This is a genomic window from Pseudomonas sp. TH39(2020) (assembly GCF_016650715.1).
Taxonomy (GTDB): Bacteria; Pseudomonadota; Gammaproteobacteria; order Pseudomonadales; family Pseudomonadaceae; genus Aquipseudomonas; species Aquipseudomonas mandelii_C.
Map to the genome: position 1 here is coordinate 610,119 of NZ_JAEKFF010000006.1, position 22,115 is coordinate 632,233.

A 22,115-nucleotide genomic window follows, 5' to 3' on the forward strand; every position below is an offset into this window, starting at 1 on the left:
GGGTTGTGACAAAGAGCCACCCCTCACCCCAGCCCTCTCCCCACGGGGGAGAGGGGGAAAGGGAGCAGATCTTCACGCTTTTCAGAACCTGAGTTCGACTCGGAATTTCAGGTCGCCGAATTTCTTTTAAACAACTCGGTCAGTCCCCTCGCCCCTTGGGGCGGTCCGACGTTTCGGGAGGGTTAGGGTGAGGGGGTCGATTTCAAGCCAGACGCAAATATCGAAACCTTAATCAATCGACCGCGGCAAATGCAACGTCACCCTCAACCCACCCTCACGCAAATTCTGCAGGCTGACCTCCCCCCATGGCTATGCGCAATATTTCGCGCAATCCCCAACCCCAACCCATAACCCTGCTGCTGACCGGCCAGGCGGAAGTGCGGCTCGAATACCTGCTCCATTCGCTGTTCCGGCACGCCTGGCCCTTCATCGTCCACATGCAGGATGAACGCACTCTGGTCGTCATCGATGTGCAAATGCGCTTTCTGCCCATACTTCAAGGCATTGTCGATCAGGTTGCCGATGCAACGCTTGAGCGCCAGCGGCTTCCCCGGATACGCCGCCAGCGCACGCCCTTGCTGAGTAACGCGACCATTACCGTTGGGCGCCAGATACGGCTCCACCAGACAGTCGAGCACATGGTTGAGATCCACCGGTTCGATGTTTTCGTGAATGTCGGTGTCTTTCACGCATTGCAACGCGCCTTTGACCAGCAGCTCCAGCTCATCCAGATCACGGCCGAACTTGGCTTGCAGCGTTTCGTCTTCAAGCAATTCAACCCGCAACCGCAAGCGGGTAATTGGCGTGCGCAGGTCATGGGAAATCGCGCTGAACAACTGGCTGCGCTCGGTCAGGTAACGGCTGATGCGTTCACGCATCGCATTGAAGGCGCGGCCGACTTCGACCACTTCACTGCCACCACCCTCGGCCACTGGCTCGACTTCCGCGCCGAGGGACATGTCCCGTGCTGCCCGCGCCAGGCGCTTGAGCGGACGGCTCTGCCAGTGCACCAGCAGGCCAATGAACAACAGCAAGAAGCCGCTGGTGAGCACGATAAACCAGACTTGCTGTGCCGGCAGGCCTTGCTCTTCAAGACTGGTGTAGGGCTCGGGCAACAGTGAGGCGATGTACAGCCACTCGCCCGGTGCCATCTGGATTTGCGTGACCAATACCGGTGGGTTCACCGGCTCCAGGGTCAACGCGTAATGCGCCCAGGAGCGCGGCAATTCATCGAGTTTCAGACCGCTGTTGAAAATCCGCAGGTCTTCGGGGCTGACGAACGTCACCGAGATATCCGTGTCCTGGCCCAGGGACTGGCGCAATACTTCATCCACTGCTTTGAGCACCGCTTCTTTGCGCGGGGTGATCGGCAGCACTTCCATGCCCAAGGGTTTGTCGTTGAGCGTCACTACGAAACGGGTGCCGCCCATGCTGCGCAACTGGTCGAGTACCAATGGCCGAAACGCTACCGGCAGAGAGCGGAAGTAACTGACGCTGGCCGTCATCGAATGAGCGAGGCTACGAGCGCTGGTGACCAGGCCTTCAAGTTGGGTGGCGCGCAGTTGCGAGACCCAGATCACGCTCGACAGCGTCTGGGCGAACAGGACCGCCAACAGCGTCAGCAGCAACATCCGTCCAAGCAGCGAACGCGGCATGGGGATCCGTGCGGCGAGCTTGCGGAAAAACTCAGTGGCCATTGCTGGCAACCACATTGGCGGCCAGTTGGTAGCCGCTGCCGCGCACGGTACGGATCAGCCGCGGTGGTTTTTCGGTGTCGCGCAGGCGCTGGCGCAAACGGCTGACGGCCATGTCGACGATGCGATCCAGCGGCATCAAATCACGACCACGGGTGGCGTTGCCGATGGTGTCGCGGTCGAGAATTTCCTGGGGGTGATCGAGGAACAGTTTCAGCAGCGCGAAATCGGCGCCGGAGAGAATCACTTCTTCGCCGTCGATGTGGAACAGTCGGTGGCTGACCATGTCCAGCCGCCAGTCATCGAAGGCCAGCACTTCACTGCCGGAACGTTCCTGACCGAACTGCGCGCGGCGCAACAAGGCTTTGATGCGCGCCTGCAACTCACGCGGGCTGAAGGGTTTGCCGAGGTAATCGTCGGCGCCCAGTTCCAGACCGATGACGCGATCAGCCTCGTCGGAGCTGGCCGTGAGCATGATGATCGGCACCTGAGCCTGACGCGGGTGCTGACGGATCCAGCGGCAGAGGCTGAAGCCGTCTTCGTCCGGAAGCATCACATCGAGGATCACAAGATCGCTCGGCGCCTCGTTCATCGCCTGACGAAAACCTGCACCGTCGGGCGTGGTACGCACCTGAAAACCGGCGCGGGTCAGGTAGGTGTCCAGCAACTCGCGTATCTCTTGATCGTCATCGACCAACAAAATCGACTTGTTGACTGAGCTCACGGGGCGGCGTCCTTGTTGTTTGAATTGGGCGGATTATGCCTTAAGCACTGAATCTACAAACACCACAAAACCAACTGTGGGAAAACCAATGTGGGAGCGAGCCTGCTCGCGAAAGCGGTTTTACATTCAACACATTCGTTGACTGATACACCGCTTTCGCGAGCAGGCTCGCTCCCACAGGATTGCATTTCAAGTTGGGTTGGCTTGCTCGAGCGCAACTCCCGCACCCATCAAGCCGGAATACGGCGCTGTCACCAGCCACACCGGGATGCCTTTGAAGTAATCGCTCATGCAGCCCTTGTCGGCAAAGCACCGGGCAAAGCCGCTTTCGATGAAGAAATCGGCAAACCGCGGAATCACCCCGCCCACGATGTACACGCCGCCACGCGCACCGGTGGTCAGCACGTTGTTGCCGGCCACACGCCCCAGCCAGCAGCAGAATTGCTCCAGCACTTCCAGGGCAATCGGATCGCCCGCCAACCCGGCAGCCGTGATCGCTTCCGGCGTTTCGAGCACAGGCTCATGACCGTCCACCGCACAAATCGCCCGATAGACCCGCGGCAAGCCGCTGCCGCTCAAGGCCGTTTCAGCGCTGACATGGCCGATCTCATTGAAGATGTGCTGCCACAACTGGGTTTCCCGCGGACTGCTCAGCGGCAAATCGACGTGACCGCCCTCCCCCGGCAACGCGGCGAAACGACCTTCGCCTAAATCGAGCAACGTGCCAACACCGAGGCCAGTCCCCGGACCGATCACCACCGCCGGCCGCAACGGTTCCGGCGTGCCTTCGCAGACCACCCGAAACTCGCCCGGCTGCAAACGGGTCATGCCCAGTGCCATCGCCGAGAAGTCGTTGACCAGCAACAGTTGGTCCACCTGCAAGGTCTTGCAGAACGCCTTGCGGCTGAGTCGCCAGTGATTGTTGGTGAACTTGAATTCATCGCCGCTCACCGGGCCTGCCACCGACAGGCACACCGAACCGATCGAACCCGGCGCCAGGCCAAGCCCGCTCAGGTAGAGAGCAATTGCCTCCTCCGGGCTGGCGTGGTCGGCCGTCGCCAGCACCTGGATCGATTCCAGCTGCTGGTTTTTCCACAACGCGAAACGTGCGTTGGTCCCACCGATGTCACCGACCAAAGCCAGTTTCAATTAAGCGTCTCCAGGGCAGAAGTAAAGGCGCTGGCGCCCTGCTCCGCCGAGCTGAAGGCCATGCGCATGAAACCAAACAGTTCGCGACCGCTGCCGATGTTATTGCCCAACAGGCCCTTGGCAGGTTCGCGCGCTGCGAATTCTTCGGCGTCCACCTTAAGCTCCAGGGTGCCTTTGACGCCATCGACGCGGATGATATCGCCCTCTTGCACCCGCGCCAAAGCGCCACCCACATACGCTTCGGGGCTGACGTGAATGGCCGCCGGGATTTTCCCCGACGCACCGGACATGCGCCCGTCAGTCACCAGCGCCACTTTGAAGCCGCGATCCTGCAGCACACCGAGGAACGGTGTCATCTTGTGCAGTTCCGGCATGCCGTTGGAACGCGGGCCCTGGAAGCGCATCACCGCGACGAAATCCTTCTCCAGCAAACCGGCCTTGAACGCATCGGCCAGATCCTGCTGATCCTGGAACACCATGGCCGGTGCTTCGACGACCTGGTTTTCCAACGCGACGGCGGACACTTTCATCACACCGCGGCCGAGGTTGCCTTCCATCACCCGCAAGCCGCCCTCTGGCGAGAACGCGCGAGCGACCGGACGCAGGATGGTTTCGTCGAGGCTTTCGATCGGACCTTCGCGCCAGACCAGCTCGCCGTTTTCGAGGAACGGTTCCATGGTGTAGCGGCTCAGGCCGTGGCCCAGCACGGTGTTGACGTTTTCGTGCAGCAGCCCGGCTTCCAGCAGTTCGCGGATCAGGAACGACATGCCGCCCGCCGCCTGGAAGTGGTTGATGTCGGCTTTGCCGTTCGGGTAGACGTGGCTCAGGGTCGGCACCACCTCGGAGAGGTCGGCCATGTCCTGCCAGGTCAATTGAATGCCCGCCGCCATGGCGATCGCCGGCATGTGCAGCGTGTGGTTGGTCGAGCCGCCGGTGGCGTGCAGGGCCACGATGGAATTGACCAGCGAACGCTCGTCGACGATTTCGCCGATCGGCATGAAGTCGCCGCTCTGTTTGGTCAGACGCGTGACTTGATGCGCCGCTTCGCGGGTCAGGGCATCGCGCAACGGGGTGTTCGGGTTGACGAAAGAGGCGCCCGGCAAGTGCAGGCCCATGACTTCCATCAGCAACTGGTTGGTGTTGGCGGTGCCGTAAAAGGTGCAGGTACCCGGGCTGTGGTAGGACTTCATTTCCGATTCCAGCAGCTCTTCGCGGCTGGCCTTGCCTTCGGCGTAGCGCTGGCGCACGTCGGCTTTCTGCTTGTTGGAAATGCCCGAGACCATCGGCCCGCCCGGGACGAAGATCGTCGGCAGATGACCGAAACGCAGCGCGCCCATCATCAGGCCCGGGACGATCTTGTCGCAGATGCCGAGCATCAGCGCGCCGTCGAACATGTTGTGAGACAGCGCCACGGCAGTAGACAGCGCGATCACTTCGCGGCTCGGCAGGCTCAGCTCCATGCCCGGCTCGCCTTGGGTCACGCCATCGCACATGGCCGGAGTACCCCCGGCGAACTGGCCGACGGAGCCGATTTCACGCAGGGCTTTTTTGATCTGTTCAGGAAAGACTTCGTACGGCTGATGCGCCGAGAGCATGTCGTTATAGGACGAAACAATCGCAATGTTCGCGGAGTTCATCATCCGCAGACTGTTCTTGTCGTCGGTGCCGCAACCGGCTACGCCGTGGGCGAAGTTGGCGCATTGCAGCTTGCCGCGCATGGGACCGTCGCTGGCAGCACCACGAATCAGTGCAAGGTAAGCCTCACGCGTGGCGCGGCTACGGGCGATAAGGCGTTCGGTGACCTCAAGGACGCGGGGATGCATGTTTAGAACTCCAGGCTAACGGATGTGGCGACCTGATTGTCTATGCTGAGCAAGAGCCGTTGTCGATGGGATGACAGACGGTTTTCTTGTTCGGTCGGACCAGTTGATTCAGGTCACTCGTTGTAGATTGAACAAAATATTGCCATTAAAAAGGCTTGTTTTCTATTTTTATGCGAATAATCTTGTAATTCCAACAACAAAACGACGGCGGCCCTGTTAAATGACTCTTCGAATCGCAATCAATGGTTTTGGCCGAATTGGCCGTAATGTCCTACGCGCACTGTATACCCAAGGTTATCGCCAGGATCTGCAGATCGTTGCCATCAATGACCTGGGCGACAGCGCGATGAACGCTCATCTGCTCAAGTACGACACTGTTCACGGCACGTTCGATGCCGATGTCCAGCACGATCTGGAAAGCCTGACCGTCAACGGCGACCGTATTTCTGTCAGCGCCATTCGCAACCCGGCCGAACTGCCTTGGGCTGCCGAGAAGATCGACGTCGTATTCGAATGCACCGGTTTGTTCACCGACCGCGACAAAGCCGCTGCACATATTACGGCCGGCGCACGCAAAGTGATCATCTCGGCCCCGGCCAAAGGCGCCGACGCCACGGTGGTGTATGGCGTTAACCACGACATTCTGCGCCAATCGCACCAGATCATTTCCAATGCGTCGTGCACCACCAACTGCCTGGCCCCGGTGGCCCAGGTGTTGCACCGCGAGCTGGGTATCGAAAGCGGCCTGATGACCACTATTCACGCCTACACCAACGATCAGCACCTGACCGACGTCTATCATGTCGATCCGTATCGTGCGCGTTCGGCCACCCAGAACATGATCCCGAGCAAAACCGGCGCGGCTGAAGCGGTCGGTCTGGTGCTGCCGGAACTGGCGGGCAAACTGACCGGTATGTCGGTGCGCGTGCCAGTGATCAACGTGTCGCTGGTGGACCTGACCGTGCAACTCAAACGCGAAGCGTCGGCCGATGAAGTGAACGCGCTGCTCAAAGAAGCCAGCCAGCACTCGAAGATTCTCGGTTACAACACCCTGCCGCTGGTCTCCAGCGACTTCAACCACAACCCGCTGTCGTCGATTTTTGACGCCAACCACACCAAGTCCAGCGGCAAGCTGCTCAAGGTACTGGCCTGGTACGACAACGAATGGGGCTTCTCCAACCGCATGCTCGATAACTGCCTGGCGCTGTGCAACGCCGAATGACCGTGGAGCAGCAACCGATGATCGGTATCAGCTTTACGCAGAAGACCATGGCAGCGCGCAAGCGTATTGCCTTGGTCGCCCATGACCACTGCAAAGTGTTTTTGCTGGACTGGGCGGAGCGGCAGAAAGACAGGCTCGCACAGCATGAACTGGTCGCCACCGGCACCACCGGGTTGTTGTTGCAACAACGCCTGGATTTACCAGTGGAGAGCATGATCAGCGGCCCATTGGGCGGCGATCAGCAACTTGGTGCGCGAATCGCCGAGCAGCGGGTCGACATGCTGGTGTTCTTCTGGGACCCGTTCGAACCACAGCCGCACGACCCGGACATCAAGGCGTTATTGCGCGTCGCGGCGGTCTGGAACATTCCCGTCGCCTGCAACGAATGCAGCGCCGACTACCTGCTCAGCAGCCCGATGATGGAGCAGGCGCACGAACATCGGATCCCCGATTACGCGACCTATCTGCTGGGCCGCGCCTAAAGCTTCATTCTGTTGCTTGCCTGACTCAATGCGCCCTGCTGTGGGCGCTTGCTCCTGCAGGAGGACTTGTCGATCGAGCCTCCTGCCTCCCCCTGCCGCACGGGCGGAATCAGTGCCGACAATTTCCTGAATTTCTGCCCTTTTCAGGGCATTTTCCTGCGCAAACGTTCACCTGTTACCGTTCGTCGGCTTTGCGTTCATGCAACCTCCGCCCACGCCGATGTGCATTGAATGGCGCTGAATGGACTTGGCGAACCGGGTCGATCCCGACTCACAGCCAACACCTCATCCATTCGCGAGTTCGTCCCATGTTCGACTCTCTCTCTATCCGCCTGAAAATCGTCCTGCTGTCCGGTCTGTGCCTGCTGGGCGTGGTCGTCCTGATCGTCGGCATGAACATCTACCAGACCGATCAGAACGATGAACTGGTCAGCGCCTCCAGCAGCAAGATGCTCACCGCCAGCGTGCAGAACCTGCTCCAGGCCAAGGCCGCCGAGCAAGCAGTGCGGGTGCAGAAGACCTTCGGCGAAAGCCTGCTGGTGGTGACTGCCCTGGCCGACCAGATCAAGGACATGCGCAACATGGCGAGCACGCGCTCCCTTGACGCCGGTGCCCTGCGTGAAGAGTTGAACCAGAGCCTGAAAACCGCCTTCGAGCGCAACAGCAAAGTGCTCGGCATCTGGCTGGCATTCGAGCCCAATGGCCTCGACGGCAAGGACAGTGAATTCGCCAACGATGCCGCTCGCCAATCCAACGAAACCGGTCGTTTCGCCAGCTACTGGAGCCGTGCCGGCGGTGTCGGGATCAACACGATCATGGTCGAAGACGACATGACCAAAACCACCTTGAGCCTCAGCGGCACACCCTATAACAGCTGGTACACCTGCCCTCGCGATAGCAAGCGCACCTGCCTGCTCGACCCGTATGCCGACACCGTCGCCGGCAAGGAAATGCTGATGACCACCATTTCCGTACCGCTGCTGGTGGATGGCAAATCCATCGGCGTGGTCGGTGTGGACATCGCCCTCGACGCCCTGCAAGCAGCGGCTGTCGACTCCCAACGTGATCTGTTCAACAGCGCCGGGCACATGTTGATCGTCTCCGGTAGTGGCGTACTCGCCGGTTACAGCGTGGACGCGAGCAAGGTCGGCAAAAGCATTGGCGACACCTTGGGCGCAGACGGCAAGGACGTCCTGCAATTGCTCAGCGCTGGCACGCCGAAGATTCTCGAACAGGGCGACCTGATCCGCGCGGTGTACCCGGTCAGTCCGATTGCCGAGTCCAAAGCCTGGGGCGTGGTGATCGACCTGCCGAAACACGTGTTGCTGGCCGACTCGGTCAAGTTGCAAGCCTTAGTCGATGACGCCCAGCAAAGTGGCACGATCAAAGCCGTTTTGGTGGCAGTGATTGCCGGCCTGGTCGGACTGTTGCTGATCTGGCTCACGGCGTCCGGCGTGACCCGGCCGATCAACAGCGTGGCCGAGATGCTCAAGGCGATTGCCAGCGGTGACGGCGACCTGACGCAGCGTTTGCACTACAGCAAGAAAGACGAACTGGGTGAACTGGTGAGCTGGTTCAACCGCTTCCTCGACAAGCTGCAACCGACCATTGCGCAGATCAAACAAAGCATCACCGATGCGCGCGGCACCGCCGACCAGTCTTCGGAAATTGCCCGCCAGACCAGCGAAGGCATGCAAGTGCAGTTCCGCGAAATCGACCAGGTCGCCACCGCGTCCAACGAAATGAGCGCCACCGCCCACGACGTCGCCAACAGTGCCTCGAACGCGGCTAACGCAGCCAAGGGTGCCGACCAGTCGGCCCGCGACGGCATGCAGATCATCGAACGCAGCACCCGCGACATCAATCAACTGGCCGACGAAGTCAGTAAGGCGGTGACCGAAGTCGAAGCCTTAGCAGTTAACAGCGAGCAGATCGGTTCGGTGCTGGAAGTGATCCGCAGCATCGCCGAACAAACCAACCTGCTGGCGCTCAATGCGGCGATTGAAGCGGCGCGTGCCGGCGAGAGCGGTCGCGGATTTGCGGTGGTCGCCGATGAAGTGCGCAACCTGGCCAAACGCACCCAGGACTCAGTGGAAGAAATCCGCATTGTCATCGAGCGCATCCAGTCCGGTACTCGCGGCGTGGTGGCCACGATGCATTCGAGCCAGACCCAGGCTCACAGCAACGCCGGGCAAATCCAGCAAGCCGTCCAGGCCTTGAGCAAAATCAGCGACGCGGTGACGGTCATCAGCGACATGAACCTGCAAATCGCCAGCGCCGCCGAACAGCAAAGCGCGGTGGCCGAAGAGGTCAACCGCAACGTCTCGGCGATCCGCACCGTCACCGAAACCCTGACCGGCCAGGCCACCGAATCGGCGCAGATCAGCAGCCACCTCAACTCGTTGAGCTCGCATCAGATGAAATTGATGGATCAGTTTCGGGTGTAACCCCCCCTGCCCCTGATCGTTCCCACGCTCTGCGTGGGAATGCAGCCCGGGACGCTCCGCGTCCCAGAAGCGGACGCGGAGCGTCCATTGAGGCATTCCCACGCGGAGCGTGGGAACGATCTATCATGAAGCCCTCTTCCGGAGGGCCTTCGATGACTGATTTACTCACGTCCATTCAAGCCGCACTCGGCGTGCCTCACACCCAGGTCAAGTTCACCTCGAGCGGCGCCTTGCCCTCGGCGTTTGCCGTCACCGACCTGGCGTGCGCCAGCATTGCCGCTGCCGGCCAGGCTGTCAGCGAATGGCTGCAGCAACAAACCGGTCGCTTGCCAAGCCTTGAGGTCGACCTCCGCCTGGCCTCTTTCTGGTTCGCCACGTCGATCCGCCCGATAGGCTGGAGCGTCCCGCCGCTGTGGGATCCGGTCGCCGGTGACTACGCCACAAAGGATGGCTGGATTCGCCTGCACACCAACGCACCCCATCACCGCGCCGCTGCCGAAAAAGTGCTCGGCGCCTGTGCCGACCGTACAGCGATGGCGAGCAAGGTTGCTCAATGGGCCAAACGTGATCTGGAGCAGGCCGTGGTCGATGCCGGTGGCTGCGCCGCCGAGATGCGTAGCTGGGCGCAATGGCAGGCGCATCCCCAAGGTCAGGCCGTGAACGCCGAGCCGCTGATTCAGTTGGCTGACAACAGCCGCCAGGACGCGAAACCGTGGCAAGGCTCGGTGGCGCAACCGCTGGCCGGGATCAAGGTGCTGGATTTGACCCGAGTGCTCGCCGGACCGATCGCCAGCCGTTTTCTGGCAGGCCTCGGCGCCGACGTTTTGCGGATCGACCCACCGACCTGGAACGAACCGGGCGTGGTGCCGGAAGTCACCTTGGGCAAACGCTGCGCACGCCTGGACCTGCACGACAAGACTGATCGCGCGGTGTTCGAAAGCCTGCTCAAGGACGCTGACATTCTGCTCCACGGCTACCGTGCTGACGCACTGGAACGCCTGGGTTACGGTGTCGCCGAACGCCAGAAACTGGCGCCCGGCCTGATCGACGTCAGCCTCAATGCCTACGGTTGGAGTGGCCCATGGCAGAACCGCCGCGGCTTCGACAGCCTGGTACAAATGAGCAGTGGAATCGCCGACGCCGGCATGCAGTGGAAACGCGCGGACAAGCCGACGCCATTGCCCTTGCAAGCGCTCGATCACGCCACCGGGTATTTGATGGCGGCCAGTGCGATTCGATTGTTGGGGCGCAGTGGATCGGCACGGTTGTCGTTGGCGCGTACGGCGAAGTTGTTGATTGAAAACGGCCCGGGAACAGATGAGCCGTTGCGGGCGGAGGATCACAACGATCAAGGGCTGTTGGTTGAGCAGACGCCTTGGGGACCGGCGCATCGACTTCATGTGCCGCTGAAGATTACGGGGACGCCGTTGCAGTGGACGATTCCGGCTTCTGAATTGGGGTCGCATCGTGCGCAGTGGATCCACCCCTCACCCTCACCCTAACCCTCCCGAAACGTCGGACCGCCCCAGGCGATAGAGGGGACTGATCGAGGTGTACTTGGAGGTACATCGACCTGAGAAATCGTCGAACTCAGGTTTGAAAGCAACCGAGATCGGCTCCCTTTCCCCTCTCCCCTGTGGGGCGGTCCGACGTTTCGGGAGGGCTGGGGTGAGGGGTCGATTTCAAGCAGATCACATCCCCCTCAATCCCCCCGATTCAAAGAAGTCCAAAGCACCTGCGCCGCATAGCCTCGATAAGGTCTCCAGACTTCAGCTCGTTGCGACAACCCCCGAGCCGTCACCGCCTCACCTTCAAGCGCCGCCAGCGCATTGATCAACCCCACATCTCCGCTCGGAAACGCATCCGGATCGCGCAACTGCCGCAGGGCGATGTATTGCGCCGTCCAGTCACCAATCCCGTGCAACGCCAGTAGCCGGGCAACGCCGCCTTCCCGATCCGGCTCAAACAGTAAAGGATCATCGAGCAACGCCTGAGCCACACCCGATAGGGTTCGACCACGGCTTTTCGGCATCCCCAACGTCGCCAAATCCACTAACGCCAAAGTGGCGGCCTGAGGAAACACATGGGTCACGCCGGGCAACGACGAAGCCAACGGCTCGCCATACTGCGCCACCAGTTTCCCCGCCAGTTTGATCGCCGCGCCCACGCTAATCTGCTGCCCCAACACCGCACGAATCGCCAACTCCAGGCCATCCCACGCCCCCGGCACCCGCAGCCCCGGACGCTCGGCAATCAACCGCGCCATCAAGGGATCAACCGCCAGCTGCCGATGAATCGTTGCCAGCTCCGCATCCAGATCAAACATCCGCCGCAGCCGCGTGATGATCTCCGGCACGGCCGCTGAATCAGGAAAATCCAGGGTCAATTCAAGCGCATTCGCCGCCGCAGGCTTGATCGAAAACGTGCCATGAACACCGTTCAACCCGATGCTGCGCGAGTAAACGCCATCGACTACCGCCTCGATCCCCACAATTGCCCGTGCCGACAAAAAACCCAGCATCGCCGGCCAGTCATAGGGCGGTGGATACTCCAGCAGCACCTTCATAACGCCTCCGATTACCGATGAGTTCACGCAGACCAAGGATGGACCCAGTTCGCCCGACAGACTGGAAAAGTCGCGTCGATCGGTCCACTCTCGGACACGGCGACACCCGGATGAGCTATCAATAAAAGAAACTCCAAGGTCAGGCTTGAGGTCTGCCCTGATTCAATGCCTTTTTGAAGGAGAGACACCAATGGCAACGTTCGAGCCCGGTCACCTGCACATCGAGCGCCATGCGCTGAACAAGGACGATTACAGTTACAACCTGCACATCGAATATGCCGTCAGCCAGGACCCCAAGGAAGGTGAAGGCATGCTCTTCAAGATGCATGGCACGGTTGGGGACAAGGAGTTAAAGGAAGAATTCTTCCTGCCCAAAGATCAGGCCTTCGACTTCGCCCGGCATGCCACGCGCATCGCGCAGAAGTACGGGATGCCCAAAGAGGCCAGTATCGGCTCGATACACAAGGAGTACGACGCCATGTTTGAAGATGTGCGGGCGCAGCTCCACGTCAAATCCGGTGATCCGATCAAACCTGAGCATCTGGATCGAATCTGAAGGCCCCCCCTCACCCTAATCCTCCCGAAACGTCGGACCGCCCCAAGGGGCGAGGGGACTGACCGCGTTGCTCTTTCGATGTACATCGACCTGAAAGTCCAAATTGAACTCAGGCTTTGAAAGCGACAAATATCTGCCCCCTTTCCCCCTCTCCCAACTGGGGAGAGGGCTGGGGTGAGGGGTGGTTTTTGAATCCTCCATAAATCTCAAGATTTCACCCCAGCCCTCCACCAAGGCATACTTGCCACCCTCCGCACTCCAGAACCCAACAACGCCCCATGCGTATCCACGTCAGCTTCATCGACCGCGTCGGCATTACCCAGGAAGTCCTGGCCCTGCTCGGTGGGCGCAATCTCAATCTGGATGCGGTAGAAATGGTTCCGCCCAACGTCTACATCGACGCCCCGACGCTGAGCCCGGAAGTCCTCGAAGAGCTGCGCGATGCGTTGTTCAGCGTGCGCGGCGTGCAAGCGGTGACGGTGGTCGACATTCTTCCCGGTCAGCGTCGGCACCTGCAGCTTGACGCGTTGCTCGCGGCCATGACTGACCCGGTTTTGGCGTTAGACAGTGCCGGCAAGGTGCTGCTGGCCAACCCGGCACTGATTGCCCTGTACGGTTGCGAGCCTGACGGCGAAAGCATCGCCGACCTGTTCGCCGACCCGGCACTGCTCGAAGCCCTGCTGGAAAACGGCTTCCGCCTGCCGCTGCGGGAAGTCACCGTCAACGGCCAGACGTTGCTGCTGGACGCCACACCGATTACCGACGCCGGCGCCCTGCTGACCCTGTACCAACCGAACCGCATCGGCGAACGCCTGTCGGCGCTGCACCACGACCATGCCGAAGGTTTCGATGCGCTGCTCGGCGAGTCTCCGGCGATTCGCACCCTCAAGGCCCGCGCCCAGCGCGTTGCGACCCTTGACGCGCCGTTGCTGATCCAGGGCGAAACCGGCACCGGCAAAGAACTGGTGGCGCGTGCCTGCCACGCCAACAGCGCTCGGCACAGTTCGCCATTTTTGGCGCTGAACTGCGCGGCATTGCCGGAGAACCTCGCCGAAAGCGAACTGTTCGGCTACGCCCCCGGCGCCTTCACCGGCGCGCAACGAGGCGGCAAACCGGGGCTGATGGAACTAGCCAACCAGGGCACGGTGTTTCTCGATGAGATCGGCGAGATGTCGCCGTACTTGCAGGCGAAATTGCTGCGCTTCTTGAACGACGGCAGCTTCCGCCGGGTGGGCGGGGATCGTGAGGTGAAGGTCAATGTGCGGATCCTCAGCGCCACGCACCGCGACCTGGAAAAAATGGTCAGTGAAGGTTCGTTCCGCGAAGACCTCTTCTATCGCCTCAACGTCCTGAACGTCGAAGTTCCGCCCCTGCGCGAACGCGGCCAGGACATCCTGCTCCTGGCACGCTACTTCATGCAGCAGGCCTGCGCGCAGATCCAGCGCCCGGTCTGTCGCCTGGCGCCCGGCACCTATCCGGCGCTGCTGGGCAATCGCTGGCCGGGCAACGTGCGGCAATTGCAGAACGTGATCTTCCGCGCCGCCGCCATTTGCGAAAGCAGCCTGGTCGACATTGGCGACCTCGATATCGCGGGCACCTCGGTGGCGCGCCAGAGCGACAGCGACGTCGACAGCCTCGAACAAGCCATGGAAGAGTTCGAAAAAACCCTGCTTGAAAAACTCTACGTCAGCTACCCCTCGACCCGCCAACTGGCCAGCCGCCTGCAAACCTCCCACACCGCCATCGCCCATCGGTTGCGCAAGTACGGCATTCCCAACAAGCCATAGGTTCTACTCGGTTGATCGTTCCCACGCTCTGCGTGGGAACGCAGCCCGTGACGCTCCGCGTCACTGGACGCGGAGCGTCCCTAGAGGCATTCCCACGCGGAGCGTGGGAACGATCATTTACTCAACTCAAAAGCGACCTTCATCTGTACTGAAAGCGCTACAGCGGAACGATATCGCTACACCCTCTCCTGATCACCGCTGTGCAAGGCTTTGATCCACTTAGGCTTTTTTCTCCGCCTTGGTCTGTAGCGATTTCGCTACAGACAGCACATCGCTGCACTTCGAACAAACACATAACTTATTGATTTATAACAATAAAAAAACATTGGCCGCGTTTTTGCTTAGTAACCATCCATAAAGTACGGCATTGCCGAGTATTCAATCGCGTCCACCAGACGAGTCTGGCCCCCTTAGGAGTTTCCATGAGCGAGTTGCGTTTTACTGAAGATCACGAATGGCTGCGCACCGAAGCTGACGGCAGCGTCACAGTCGGCATCACCGCTTTCGCACAGAACGCCTTGGGCGACGTGGTTTTCGTACAACTGCCTGAGCTGCAGTCCTACGACAAAGGCGCTGAAGCCGCCACCGTGGAATCGGTAAAAGCTGCCAGCGGCGTGTACATGCCGCTGGACGGTGAAGTGCTGGAAGTAAACCCGGCGCTGGACAGCAGCCCTGAACTGGTCAACGAAGATCCGCTGGGCGAAGGCTGGTTCTTCCGCTTCCAGCCAACCGATGCATCGGCTGTCGCCAAACTGCTGGATCAAGACGCTTACGACCGTCTGATCAAAGCCAACGCCGAAGCCTGAGGAGCACTGACATGACTCAAGTAAGCCTGACCACTGCCAACGAATTCATCGCCCGCCACATCGGTCCGCGCGCTGGCGACGAGCAAGCCATGCTCAACAGCCTCGGCTTCGACTCGCTGGAAGCCCTGAGCGCCAGCGTCATCCCCGACAGCATCAAGGGCACCAGCGTCCTCGGCCTCGAAGACGGCCTGAGCGAAGCCGACGCCCTGGCCTTGATCAAATCCATCGCCGGCAAAAACCAGCTGTTCAAGACCTACATCGGCCAGGGCTACTACGGCACCCACACGCCGTCGCCGATCCTGCGCAACCTGCTGGAAAACCCGGCCTGGTACACCGCCTACACCCCATACCAACCGGAGATTTCCCAAGGCCGTCTCGAAGCGCTGCTGAACTTCCAGACCCTGATCAGCGACCTCACCGGCCTGCCGATCGCCAACGCCTCCTTGCTCGATGAAGCCACCGCCGCCGCCGAAGCCATGACCTTCTGCAAACGCCTGAGCAAGAACAAGGGCAGCCACGCGTTCTTCGCCTCGGTGCATTGCCACCCGCAAACCCTCGATGTATTGCGCACCCGTGCCGAGCCGTTGGGCATCGACGTGGTCGTCGGCGACGAGCGTGAGCTGAGCGACGTGACGCCGTTCTTCGGCGCCCTGCTGCAATACCCGGCGAGCAACGGTGATGTATTCGACTACCGCGAACTGACCGAACGTTTCCACGCCGCCAACGCCTTGGTCGCCGTGGCCGCCGACCTGCTGGCCCTGACCGTGCTGACCCCGCCGGGTGAATTCGGCGCCGACGTCGCCATCGGCAGCGCGCAACGCTTCGGCGTGCCGCTGGGCTTCGGTGGCCCGCACGCGGCGTATTTCTCGACGAAAGATGCGTTCAAGCGCGACATGCCCGGCCGTCTGGTCGGTGTGTCCGTGGACCGTTTCGGCAAGCCGGCCCTGCGCCTGGCGATGCAGACCCGCGAGCAACACATCCGTCGCGAGAAGGCCACCAGCAACATCTGCACCGCGCAAGTGCTGTTGGCCAACATCGCCAGCATGTACGCCGTGTACCACGGTCCGAAAGGCCTGACGCAGATTGCCAAGCGCGTGCATCACCTGACGGCGATTCTGGCCAAAGGCTTGAGCGCAATCGGCCTGACGGTCGAGCAGGAAAACTTCTTCGACACGCTGACCCTTAAGACCGGCGCGCAAACTGCCGCGTTGCACGACAAGGCTCGCGCCCGGCAGATCAATCTGCGCGTGGTCGATGCTGAACGTCTGGGCCTGTCCCTCGACGAAACCACGTCGCAAGCCGACGTGGAAACCCTGTGGGCCCTGCTGGCCGACGGCAAGACCCTGCCGGACTTCGCCGCCCTCGCCGCTTCCGTACAAAGCACCATTCCGGCCGCCCTGCTGCGCCAGTCGCCAATCCTCAGCCACCCGGTGTTCAACCGTTATCACTCGGAAACCGAGCTGATGCGCTACCTGCGCAAGCTCGCCGACAAGGACCTGGCGCTGGATCGCACCATGATCCCGCTGGGTTCGTGCACCATGAAACTCAACGCCGCCAGCGAAATGATCCCGGTGACCTGGGCTGAATTCGGCGCCCTGCACCCGTTCGCCCCGGCCGCGCAAAGCGCCGGCTACCAGCAGCTGACCGACGAGCTGGAAGCGATGCTCTGCGCCGCTACCGGGTACGACGCGATCTCGCTGCAACCGAACGCCGGTTCGCAGGGTGAATACGCCGGCCTGTTGGCGATCCGCGCCTATCACCAGAGCCGTGGCGAAGACCGTCGCGACATCTGCCTGATCCCGTCCTCGGCCCACGGCACCAACCCGGCCACCGCCAACATGGCCGGCATGCGCGTGGTCGTCACCGCCTGCGATGCCCGCGGCAACGTCGACATCGAAGACCTGCGCGCCAAGGCCATCGAGCACCGCGAACACCTCGCCGCGCTGATGATCACCTACCCGTCGACCCACGGCGTGTTCGAAGAAGGCATCCGCGAAATCTGCGGCATCATTCACGACCATGGCGGCCAGGTGTACATCGACGGGGCCAACATGAACGCGATGGTCGGCCTCTGCGCGCCGGGCAAGTTCGGCGGCGACGTGTCGCACCTGAACCTGCACAAAACCTTCTGCATCCCCCACGGCGGTGGCGGCCCGGGCGTTGGCCCGATTGGCGTCAAGTCGCACCTGACGCCGTTCCTCCCGGGTCACGGGACCATGGAGCGCAAAGAAGGCGCGGTCTGCGCGGCACCGTTCGGCAGCGCGAGCATTTTGCCGATTACCTGGATGTACATTCGGATGATGGGTGGCGCCGGCCTCAAGCGTGCTTCGCAACTGGCGATCCTCAATGCCAACTACATTTCCCGTCGCCTCGAAGAGCACTACCCGGTGCTCTACACCGGCAGCAACGGCCTGGTGGCACACGAATGCATCCTCGATCTGCGTCCGCTGAAAGACAGCAGCGGCATCAGCGTCGATGACGTCGCCAAGCGCCTGATCGATTTCGGTTTCCACGCCCCGACCATGTCGTTCCCGGTCGCCGGCACGCTGATGATCGAGCCGACCGAAAGCGAATCCAAAGAAGAACTGGACCGCTTCTGCGACGCCATGATCCGCATCCGCGAAGAAATCCGCGCGGTGGAAAACGGCACGCTGGACAAGGACGACAACCCGCTGAAAAACGCCCCGCACACCGCGGCGGAAATCGTCGGCGAGTGGACGCATCCGTACAGCCGTGAGCAAGCGGTTTATCCGGTAGCTTCGCTGATCGAAGGCAAGTACTGGCCACCGGTCGGTCGGGTCGACAACGTGTTTGGCGACCGCAACCTGATCTGCGCCTGCCCGTCGATCGAAAGCTACGCTTAAACGAATAAGGGGGGCGGGTTTACTCGCCCCCATTTTCGAGAACACCACAAAACACTGTGGGAGTGAGCCTGCTCGCGATAGCGATCTGTCTGTAGACATTTTTGTTGAATGTTAGACCGCTATCGCGAGCAGGCTCACTCCTACAAGGGTTCTGTGGCAAGTCCCAGATCGCGCCCATACCTATAACAAGAAACCGGAGAACAACCATGTCTTTAAGCGTGTTCGACCTGTTCAAGATTGGCATCGGCCCCTCCAGTTCCCACACCGTTGGCCCGATGCGGGCGGCTGCGCGCTTCGCCGAAGGTTTGCGCCGTGAAGGGCTGCTGACCGCAACCACCTGCGTCAAAGTCGAACTCTACGGATCACTGGGCGCCACCGGTAAAGGCCACGGCAGCGACAAGGCTGTGCTGCTCGGCCTGGAAGGCGAACACCCGGACACCGTGAACACCGAAACCGTCGCCGCCCGTCTACAAGAGATTCGTGGCAACGGTCGCTTGAACCTGCTCGGTGAGCACTCCATCGAATTCAATGAAAAATTGCACCTGGCGATGATCCGCAAACCGTTGGCTTATCACCCCAACGGCATGATCTTTCGCGCCTTCGATGCGGCGGGCATACAAATCCGCAGCCGCGAGTACTACTCGGTCGGCGGTGGTTTTGTGGTCGACGAAGACGCCGCCGGCGCCGACCGCATCGTCGAAGACGCCACGCCACTGACCTTCCCGTTCAAAAGCGCGAAGGACCTGCTCGGTCACTGCACCACCTACGGTTTATCCATCAGCCAGGTGATGCTGACCAACGAAAGTGCCTGGCGCCCGGAAGCGGAAACCCGCGCCGGCCTGCTGAAAATCTGGCAAGTGATGCAGGATTGCGTCGACGCCGGCTGTCGTAACGAAGGCATCCTGCCGGGTGGCTTGAAGGTGAAGCGTCGGGCGGCCGCGCTGCATCGGCAACTGTGCAAGAACCCGGAATCGTCCCTGCGCGATCCGCTGTCGGTGCTGGACTGGGTCAACCTCTACGCACTGGCGGTCAACGAAGAAAACGCCAACGGCGGGCGCGTGGTGACGGCGCCTACCAACGGTGCGGCCGGGATCGTCCCCGCTGTTTTGCATTACTACATGCGCTTCATCCCCGGAGCCAGCGAAGACGGCGTCGTACGCTTTTTGCTGACCGCAGCCGCCATCGGCATTCTCTATAAAGAAAACGCCTCGATTTCCGGCGCTGAAGTCGGTTGTCAGGGTGAGGTCGGCGTGGCCTGTTCCATGGCGGCCGGCGCCCTGTGCGAAGTCCTCGGCGGCACCGTGCAACAAGTGGAAAACGCCGCGGAAATCGGCATGGAACACAACCTCGGCCTGACCTGCGACCCGATTGGCGGGCTGGTGCAAGTACCTTGCATCGAGCGCAACGCCATGGGGTCGGTCAAGGCAATCAATGCGGTACGCATGGCCCTGCGCGGCGACGGTCAGCACTTCGTGTCCCTCGACAAGGTCATCCGCACCATGCGCCAGACCGGCGCCGACATGAAAAGCAAATACAAAGAAACCGCCCGTGGCGGTTTGGCGGTCAACATTATCGAGTGCTGATGCTCACGCGCATTTGCACACTTTTTCAGGAGCTGAATATGTCCACCGAACAATTGCTGAAAACCCCGTTGCACGCACTGCACATCGAACTCGGCGCCCGCATGGTGCCGTTTGCCGGCTACGACATGCCGGTGCAATACCCATTGGGCGTAATGAAGGAACACCAGCACACCCGTGATCAGGCCGGGCTGTTCGATGTCTCGCACATGGGCCAGATCCGCCTGACCGGCGCCAATGCCGCCAAGGCGCTGGAAAGCCTGGTGCCGGTGGACATCATCGACCTGCCGGTGGGCATGCAGCGTTACGCGATGTTCACCAACGAGACCGGCGGCATCCTCGACGACCTGATGGTCGCCAACCTGGGTAACGACGAACTGTTCCTGGTGGTCAACGCCGCCTGCAAGGACCAGGACCTGGCGCATCTGCGCAAGCACATCGGCAACCAGTGCACCATCGAACCGCTGTTTGAAGAACGGGCCCTGCTGGCTCTGCAAGGTCCGGCCGCCGTCACCGTGCTCGCACGCCTGGCACCTGAAGTGGCGAAGATGACCTTCATGCAGTTCGCCCGCGTGAAACTGCTGGGTGTGGACTGCTTTGTCAGCCGTTCGGGCTACACCGGTGAAGATGGATACGAAATCTCCGTGCCGGCCGCCAATGCCGAAGCTCTGGCTCGCGCCCTGTTGGCCGAACCTGAAGTGGCGGCCATCGGCCTTGGCGCTCGCGACTCCCTGCGCCTGGAAGCTGGCCTGTGCCTCTATGGCCACGACATGAACACCGAGACCACCCCGATCGAAGCGAGCCTGCTGTGGGCGATCTCCAAGCCTCGTCGCGCTGATGGCGCACGTGCCGGCGGCTTCCCTGGCGCAGAAACCGTGTTCGGACAGCAACAAGCCGGTGTCAGCCGCAAGCGCGTTGGCCTGTTGCCTCAGGAACGCACGCCGGTGCGCGAAGGTGCAGAAATCGTCAATGAAGCAGGCGACATCATTGGTGCGGTTTGCAGTGGCGGCTTCGGTCCGACCCTGGGCGGCCCTTTGGCGATGGGTTACGTCGACAGTGCTTATATCGCTCTCGATACGCCGGTATGGGCGATTGTTCGTGGGAAAAAGGTGCCTTTGCTTGTAAGCAAAATGCCATTTGTTCCACAACGCTACTACCGCGGCTGATTGACTGTTTCTATAAGTAACGCGGTTGCGTTAACAGTGCACTAATGTGTAACGCAACCGCCATAAAACAGTGCGTCACTTTACCTGCAAGCTTCGTTTATGAACTTTGCTTATAACGATCGAAAACAATTGAACACGGCGATTGCATAAGCCAGCACTAGTTGCGACATAAACGCCCCGGCGCGAGCAAATCCGGGCCCTCCACAGGGCTTGTTTTTTCTCCTGTAGTTGGCGTAGAGTTTATTCACTGTGTTTGCATGGGTCGCTTGGAATCGTGACCTGGGCAGTAGCCTACAAGTTAGCTACATCCCGTTCGACGTCTTCTTACTCTCCTGCAACCAGCCCCAGTACTCTTTCACAAGAAGGAGGCTGTCATTAATTTTTGCGTCAAAGGAAATAAGAAATGTCCCAACGTCAGAGCGGTACCGTCAAGTGGTTTAACGACGAGAAAGGTTTTGGTTTTATCACTCCAGAAAGCGGTCCGGATCTGTTCGTGCATTTCCGCGCTATTCAGGGCAACGGCTTCAAGAGCCTGAAAGAAGGCCAGAAAGTGACTTTCGTTGCTGTGCAAGGCCAGAAAGGCATGCAGGCTGACGAAGTACAAGCAGAAGCCTGATCTTCTGTAACGAAAAAGCCCCTGATGCTGACATCAGGGGCTTTTTTGTGCGCGTAAATCCGTAAAATGGCTTCTTTTTTCCGTCCAGAGGCTGCCATGTCGAAACATCTTCTCAAACCCCAGGGCGACTTTCCTGCCGTCACCCTGGGTCGTCGCCTGGCAGCGATGTTCTACGACTTCTTGTTGTGTACCGCCCTGCTGATCGTCACCAGCGGGATTTACAAGATGATCCAGATGGCGATCATCGGCGAAGACAAAATGCGCACCCTGACCGAAGCCGGCGCGCTGGACGGCGATCCATTGCTGTCAACGGTGCTGCTATTTGTGCTGTTCGGCTTCTTCGCCAAGTTCTGGACCTGGTCCGGTCAGACTCTGGGCATGCAGGTCTGGTGCATCCGCGTACAAAACGCCGACGGCTCATCCATCAGCCTGTGGCAGGCGCTGCTGCGCTTTGTGGTGTCGATCGCGTCCTTGCTGTGCGTCGGGCTGGGTTTTTTCTGGTCGCTGTTCGACAAACAGAAACGCAGCTGGCATGACATGTACTCCAATACCCAACTCGTGCGGATTCCAAAGAAAACCAAGTAATCCAGCAGATGCAAAAACGCCCCGATCAAATCGGGGCGTTTTTTTTGG

The 22,115-nt window shown here is 60.6% G+C and carries 16 protein-coding genes and 2 pseudogenes; 13 read left to right on the plus strand and 5 right to left on the minus strand.

Annotation, left to right across the window (positions count from 1 at the left end; all coding sequences use genetic code 11):
• Positions 1-228 precede the first annotated feature (228 nt).
• The 4 genes and pseudogenes from JFU47_RS10860 to edd form a co-directional block, all read right to left on the minus strand.
• Positions 229-1,697, minus strand: a pseudogene (locus JFU47_RS10860) (ATP-binding protein).
• Entirely contained in the window at positions 1,687-2,418 is a 732-nt protein-coding gene (locus tag JFU47_RS10865; RefSeq protein WP_008155851.1) for a response regulator, read from the minus strand. The pseudogene JFU47_RS10860 and the gene JFU47_RS10865 overlap by 11 nt, the downstream one beginning before the upstream one ends.
• Positions 2,419-2,607: 189 nt before the next feature.
• Complete coding sequence (locus JFU47_RS10870; protein ID WP_201182910.1) at positions 2,608-3,567, minus strand: glucokinase; 960 nt, start codon at positions 3,565-3,567, stop codon at positions 2,608-2,610.
• A complete protein-coding gene (edd, locus tag JFU47_RS10875; protein WP_008155848.1) occupies positions 3,564-5,390 on the minus strand; it encodes a phosphogluconate dehydratase in 1,827 nt (608 codons plus the stop codon). Before edd ends, JFU47_RS10870 begins: the two co-directional genes overlap by 4 nt.
• Before the next feature lie 220 nt (positions 5,391-5,610).
• Between edd and gap the strand changes: the two genes are divergently transcribed.
• From gap to JFU47_RS10895, 5 genes and pseudogenes are all read left to right on the plus strand, one after another.
• Positions 5,611-6,612 carry a type I glyceraldehyde-3-phosphate dehydrogenase gene (gene gap, locus JFU47_RS10880; RefSeq protein WP_140676771.1) on the plus strand — a complete coding sequence of 334 codons (1,002 nt, stop codon included), beginning with the start codon at positions 5,611-5,613 and terminating at the stop codon, positions 6,610-6,612.
• 17 nt (positions 6,613-6,629) lie between these two features.
• Entirely contained in the window at positions 6,630-7,094 is a 465-nt protein-coding gene (locus JFU47_RS10885) for a methylglyoxal synthase (protein WP_008155845.1), read from the plus strand.
• Positions 7,095-7,675: 581 nt separating this feature from the next.
• A pseudogene (locus JFU47_RS33565) lies at positions 7,676-8,683 on the plus strand (PDC sensor domain-containing protein); the annotation flags it as partial.
• Positions 8,684-8,785: 102 nt separating this feature from the next.
• Positions 8,786-9,541 carry a methyl-accepting chemotaxis protein gene (locus JFU47_RS33570; protein WP_446739637.1) on the plus strand — a complete coding sequence of 252 codons (756 nt, stop codon included), beginning with the start codon at positions 8,786-8,788 and terminating at the stop codon, positions 9,539-9,541.
• A 152-nt stretch (positions 9,542-9,693) separates the two neighbouring features.
• Positions 9,694-11,043, plus strand: a complete 1,350-nt coding sequence (locus JFU47_RS10895; protein ID WP_201182914.1) for a CoA transferase — start codon at positions 9,694-9,696, stop codon at positions 11,041-11,043.
• Between the two features lie 200 nt (positions 11,044-11,243).
• Here JFU47_RS10895 and JFU47_RS10900 read toward each other — a convergent pair whose 3' ends face one another.
• Positions 11,244-12,107 (minus strand): DNA-3-methyladenine glycosylase family protein, encoded by an 864-nt coding sequence (locus tag JFU47_RS10900; protein WP_201182916.1) that lies wholly within the window; start codon positions 12,105-12,107, stop codon positions 11,244-11,246.
• Between the two features lie 190 nt (positions 12,108-12,297).
• Between JFU47_RS10900 and JFU47_RS10905 the strand changes: the two genes are divergently transcribed.
• The 8 genes from JFU47_RS10905 to JFU47_RS10940 all read left to right on the plus strand — a co-directional run bounded on the left by JFU47_RS10905 (position 12,298) and on the right by JFU47_RS10940 (position 22,067).
• Positions 12,298-12,663, plus strand: a complete 366-nt coding sequence (locus JFU47_RS10905; protein ID WP_123367217.1) for a DUF5064 family protein — start codon at positions 12,298-12,300, stop codon at positions 12,661-12,663.
• Between the two features lie 278 nt (positions 12,664-12,941).
• Positions 12,942-14,450 (plus strand): sigma-54-dependent transcriptional regulator, encoded by a 1,509-nt coding sequence (locus JFU47_RS10910; RefSeq protein WP_201182918.1) that lies wholly within the window; start codon positions 12,942-12,944, stop codon positions 14,448-14,450.
• Between the two features lie 422 nt (positions 14,451-14,872).
• On the plus strand, positions 14,873-15,256 hold the full coding sequence (gcvH, locus tag JFU47_RS10915; RefSeq protein WP_008027813.1) for a glycine cleavage system protein GcvH: 384 nt from the start codon (positions 14,873-14,875) through the stop codon (positions 15,254-15,256).
• Positions 15,257-15,267: 11 nt separating this feature from the next.
• Complete coding sequence (gene gcvP, locus JFU47_RS10920) at positions 15,268-18,120, plus strand: aminomethyl-transferring glycine dehydrogenase (protein ID WP_201182921.1); 2,853 nt, start codon at positions 15,268-15,270, stop codon at positions 18,118-18,120.
• Between the two features lie 206 nt (positions 18,121-18,326).
• The gene (locus tag JFU47_RS10925) at positions 18,327-19,703 is read left to right on the plus strand and encodes an L-serine ammonia-lyase (RefSeq protein WP_201182923.1); all 1,377 of its coding nucleotides are present in this window, start codon (positions 18,327-18,329) and stop codon (positions 19,701-19,703) included.
• Between the two features lie 38 nt (positions 19,704-19,741).
• On the plus strand, positions 19,742-20,866 hold the full coding sequence (gene gcvT, locus JFU47_RS10930) for a glycine cleavage system aminomethyltransferase GcvT (RefSeq protein ID WP_201182925.1): 1,125 nt from the start codon (positions 19,742-19,744) through the stop codon (positions 20,864-20,866).
• A gap of 403 nt (positions 20,867-21,269) precedes the next feature.
• On the plus strand, positions 21,270-21,482 hold the full coding sequence (locus JFU47_RS10935) for a cold-shock protein (protein ID WP_003175786.1): 213 nt from the start codon (positions 21,270-21,272) through the stop codon (positions 21,480-21,482).
• 96 nt (positions 21,483-21,578) lie between these two features.
• Positions 21,579-22,067, plus strand: a complete 489-nt coding sequence (locus tag JFU47_RS10940) for an RDD family protein (RefSeq protein WP_201182927.1) — start codon at positions 21,579-21,581, stop codon at positions 22,065-22,067.
• The last annotated feature ends 48 nt before the right edge of the window (positions 22,068-22,115 follow it).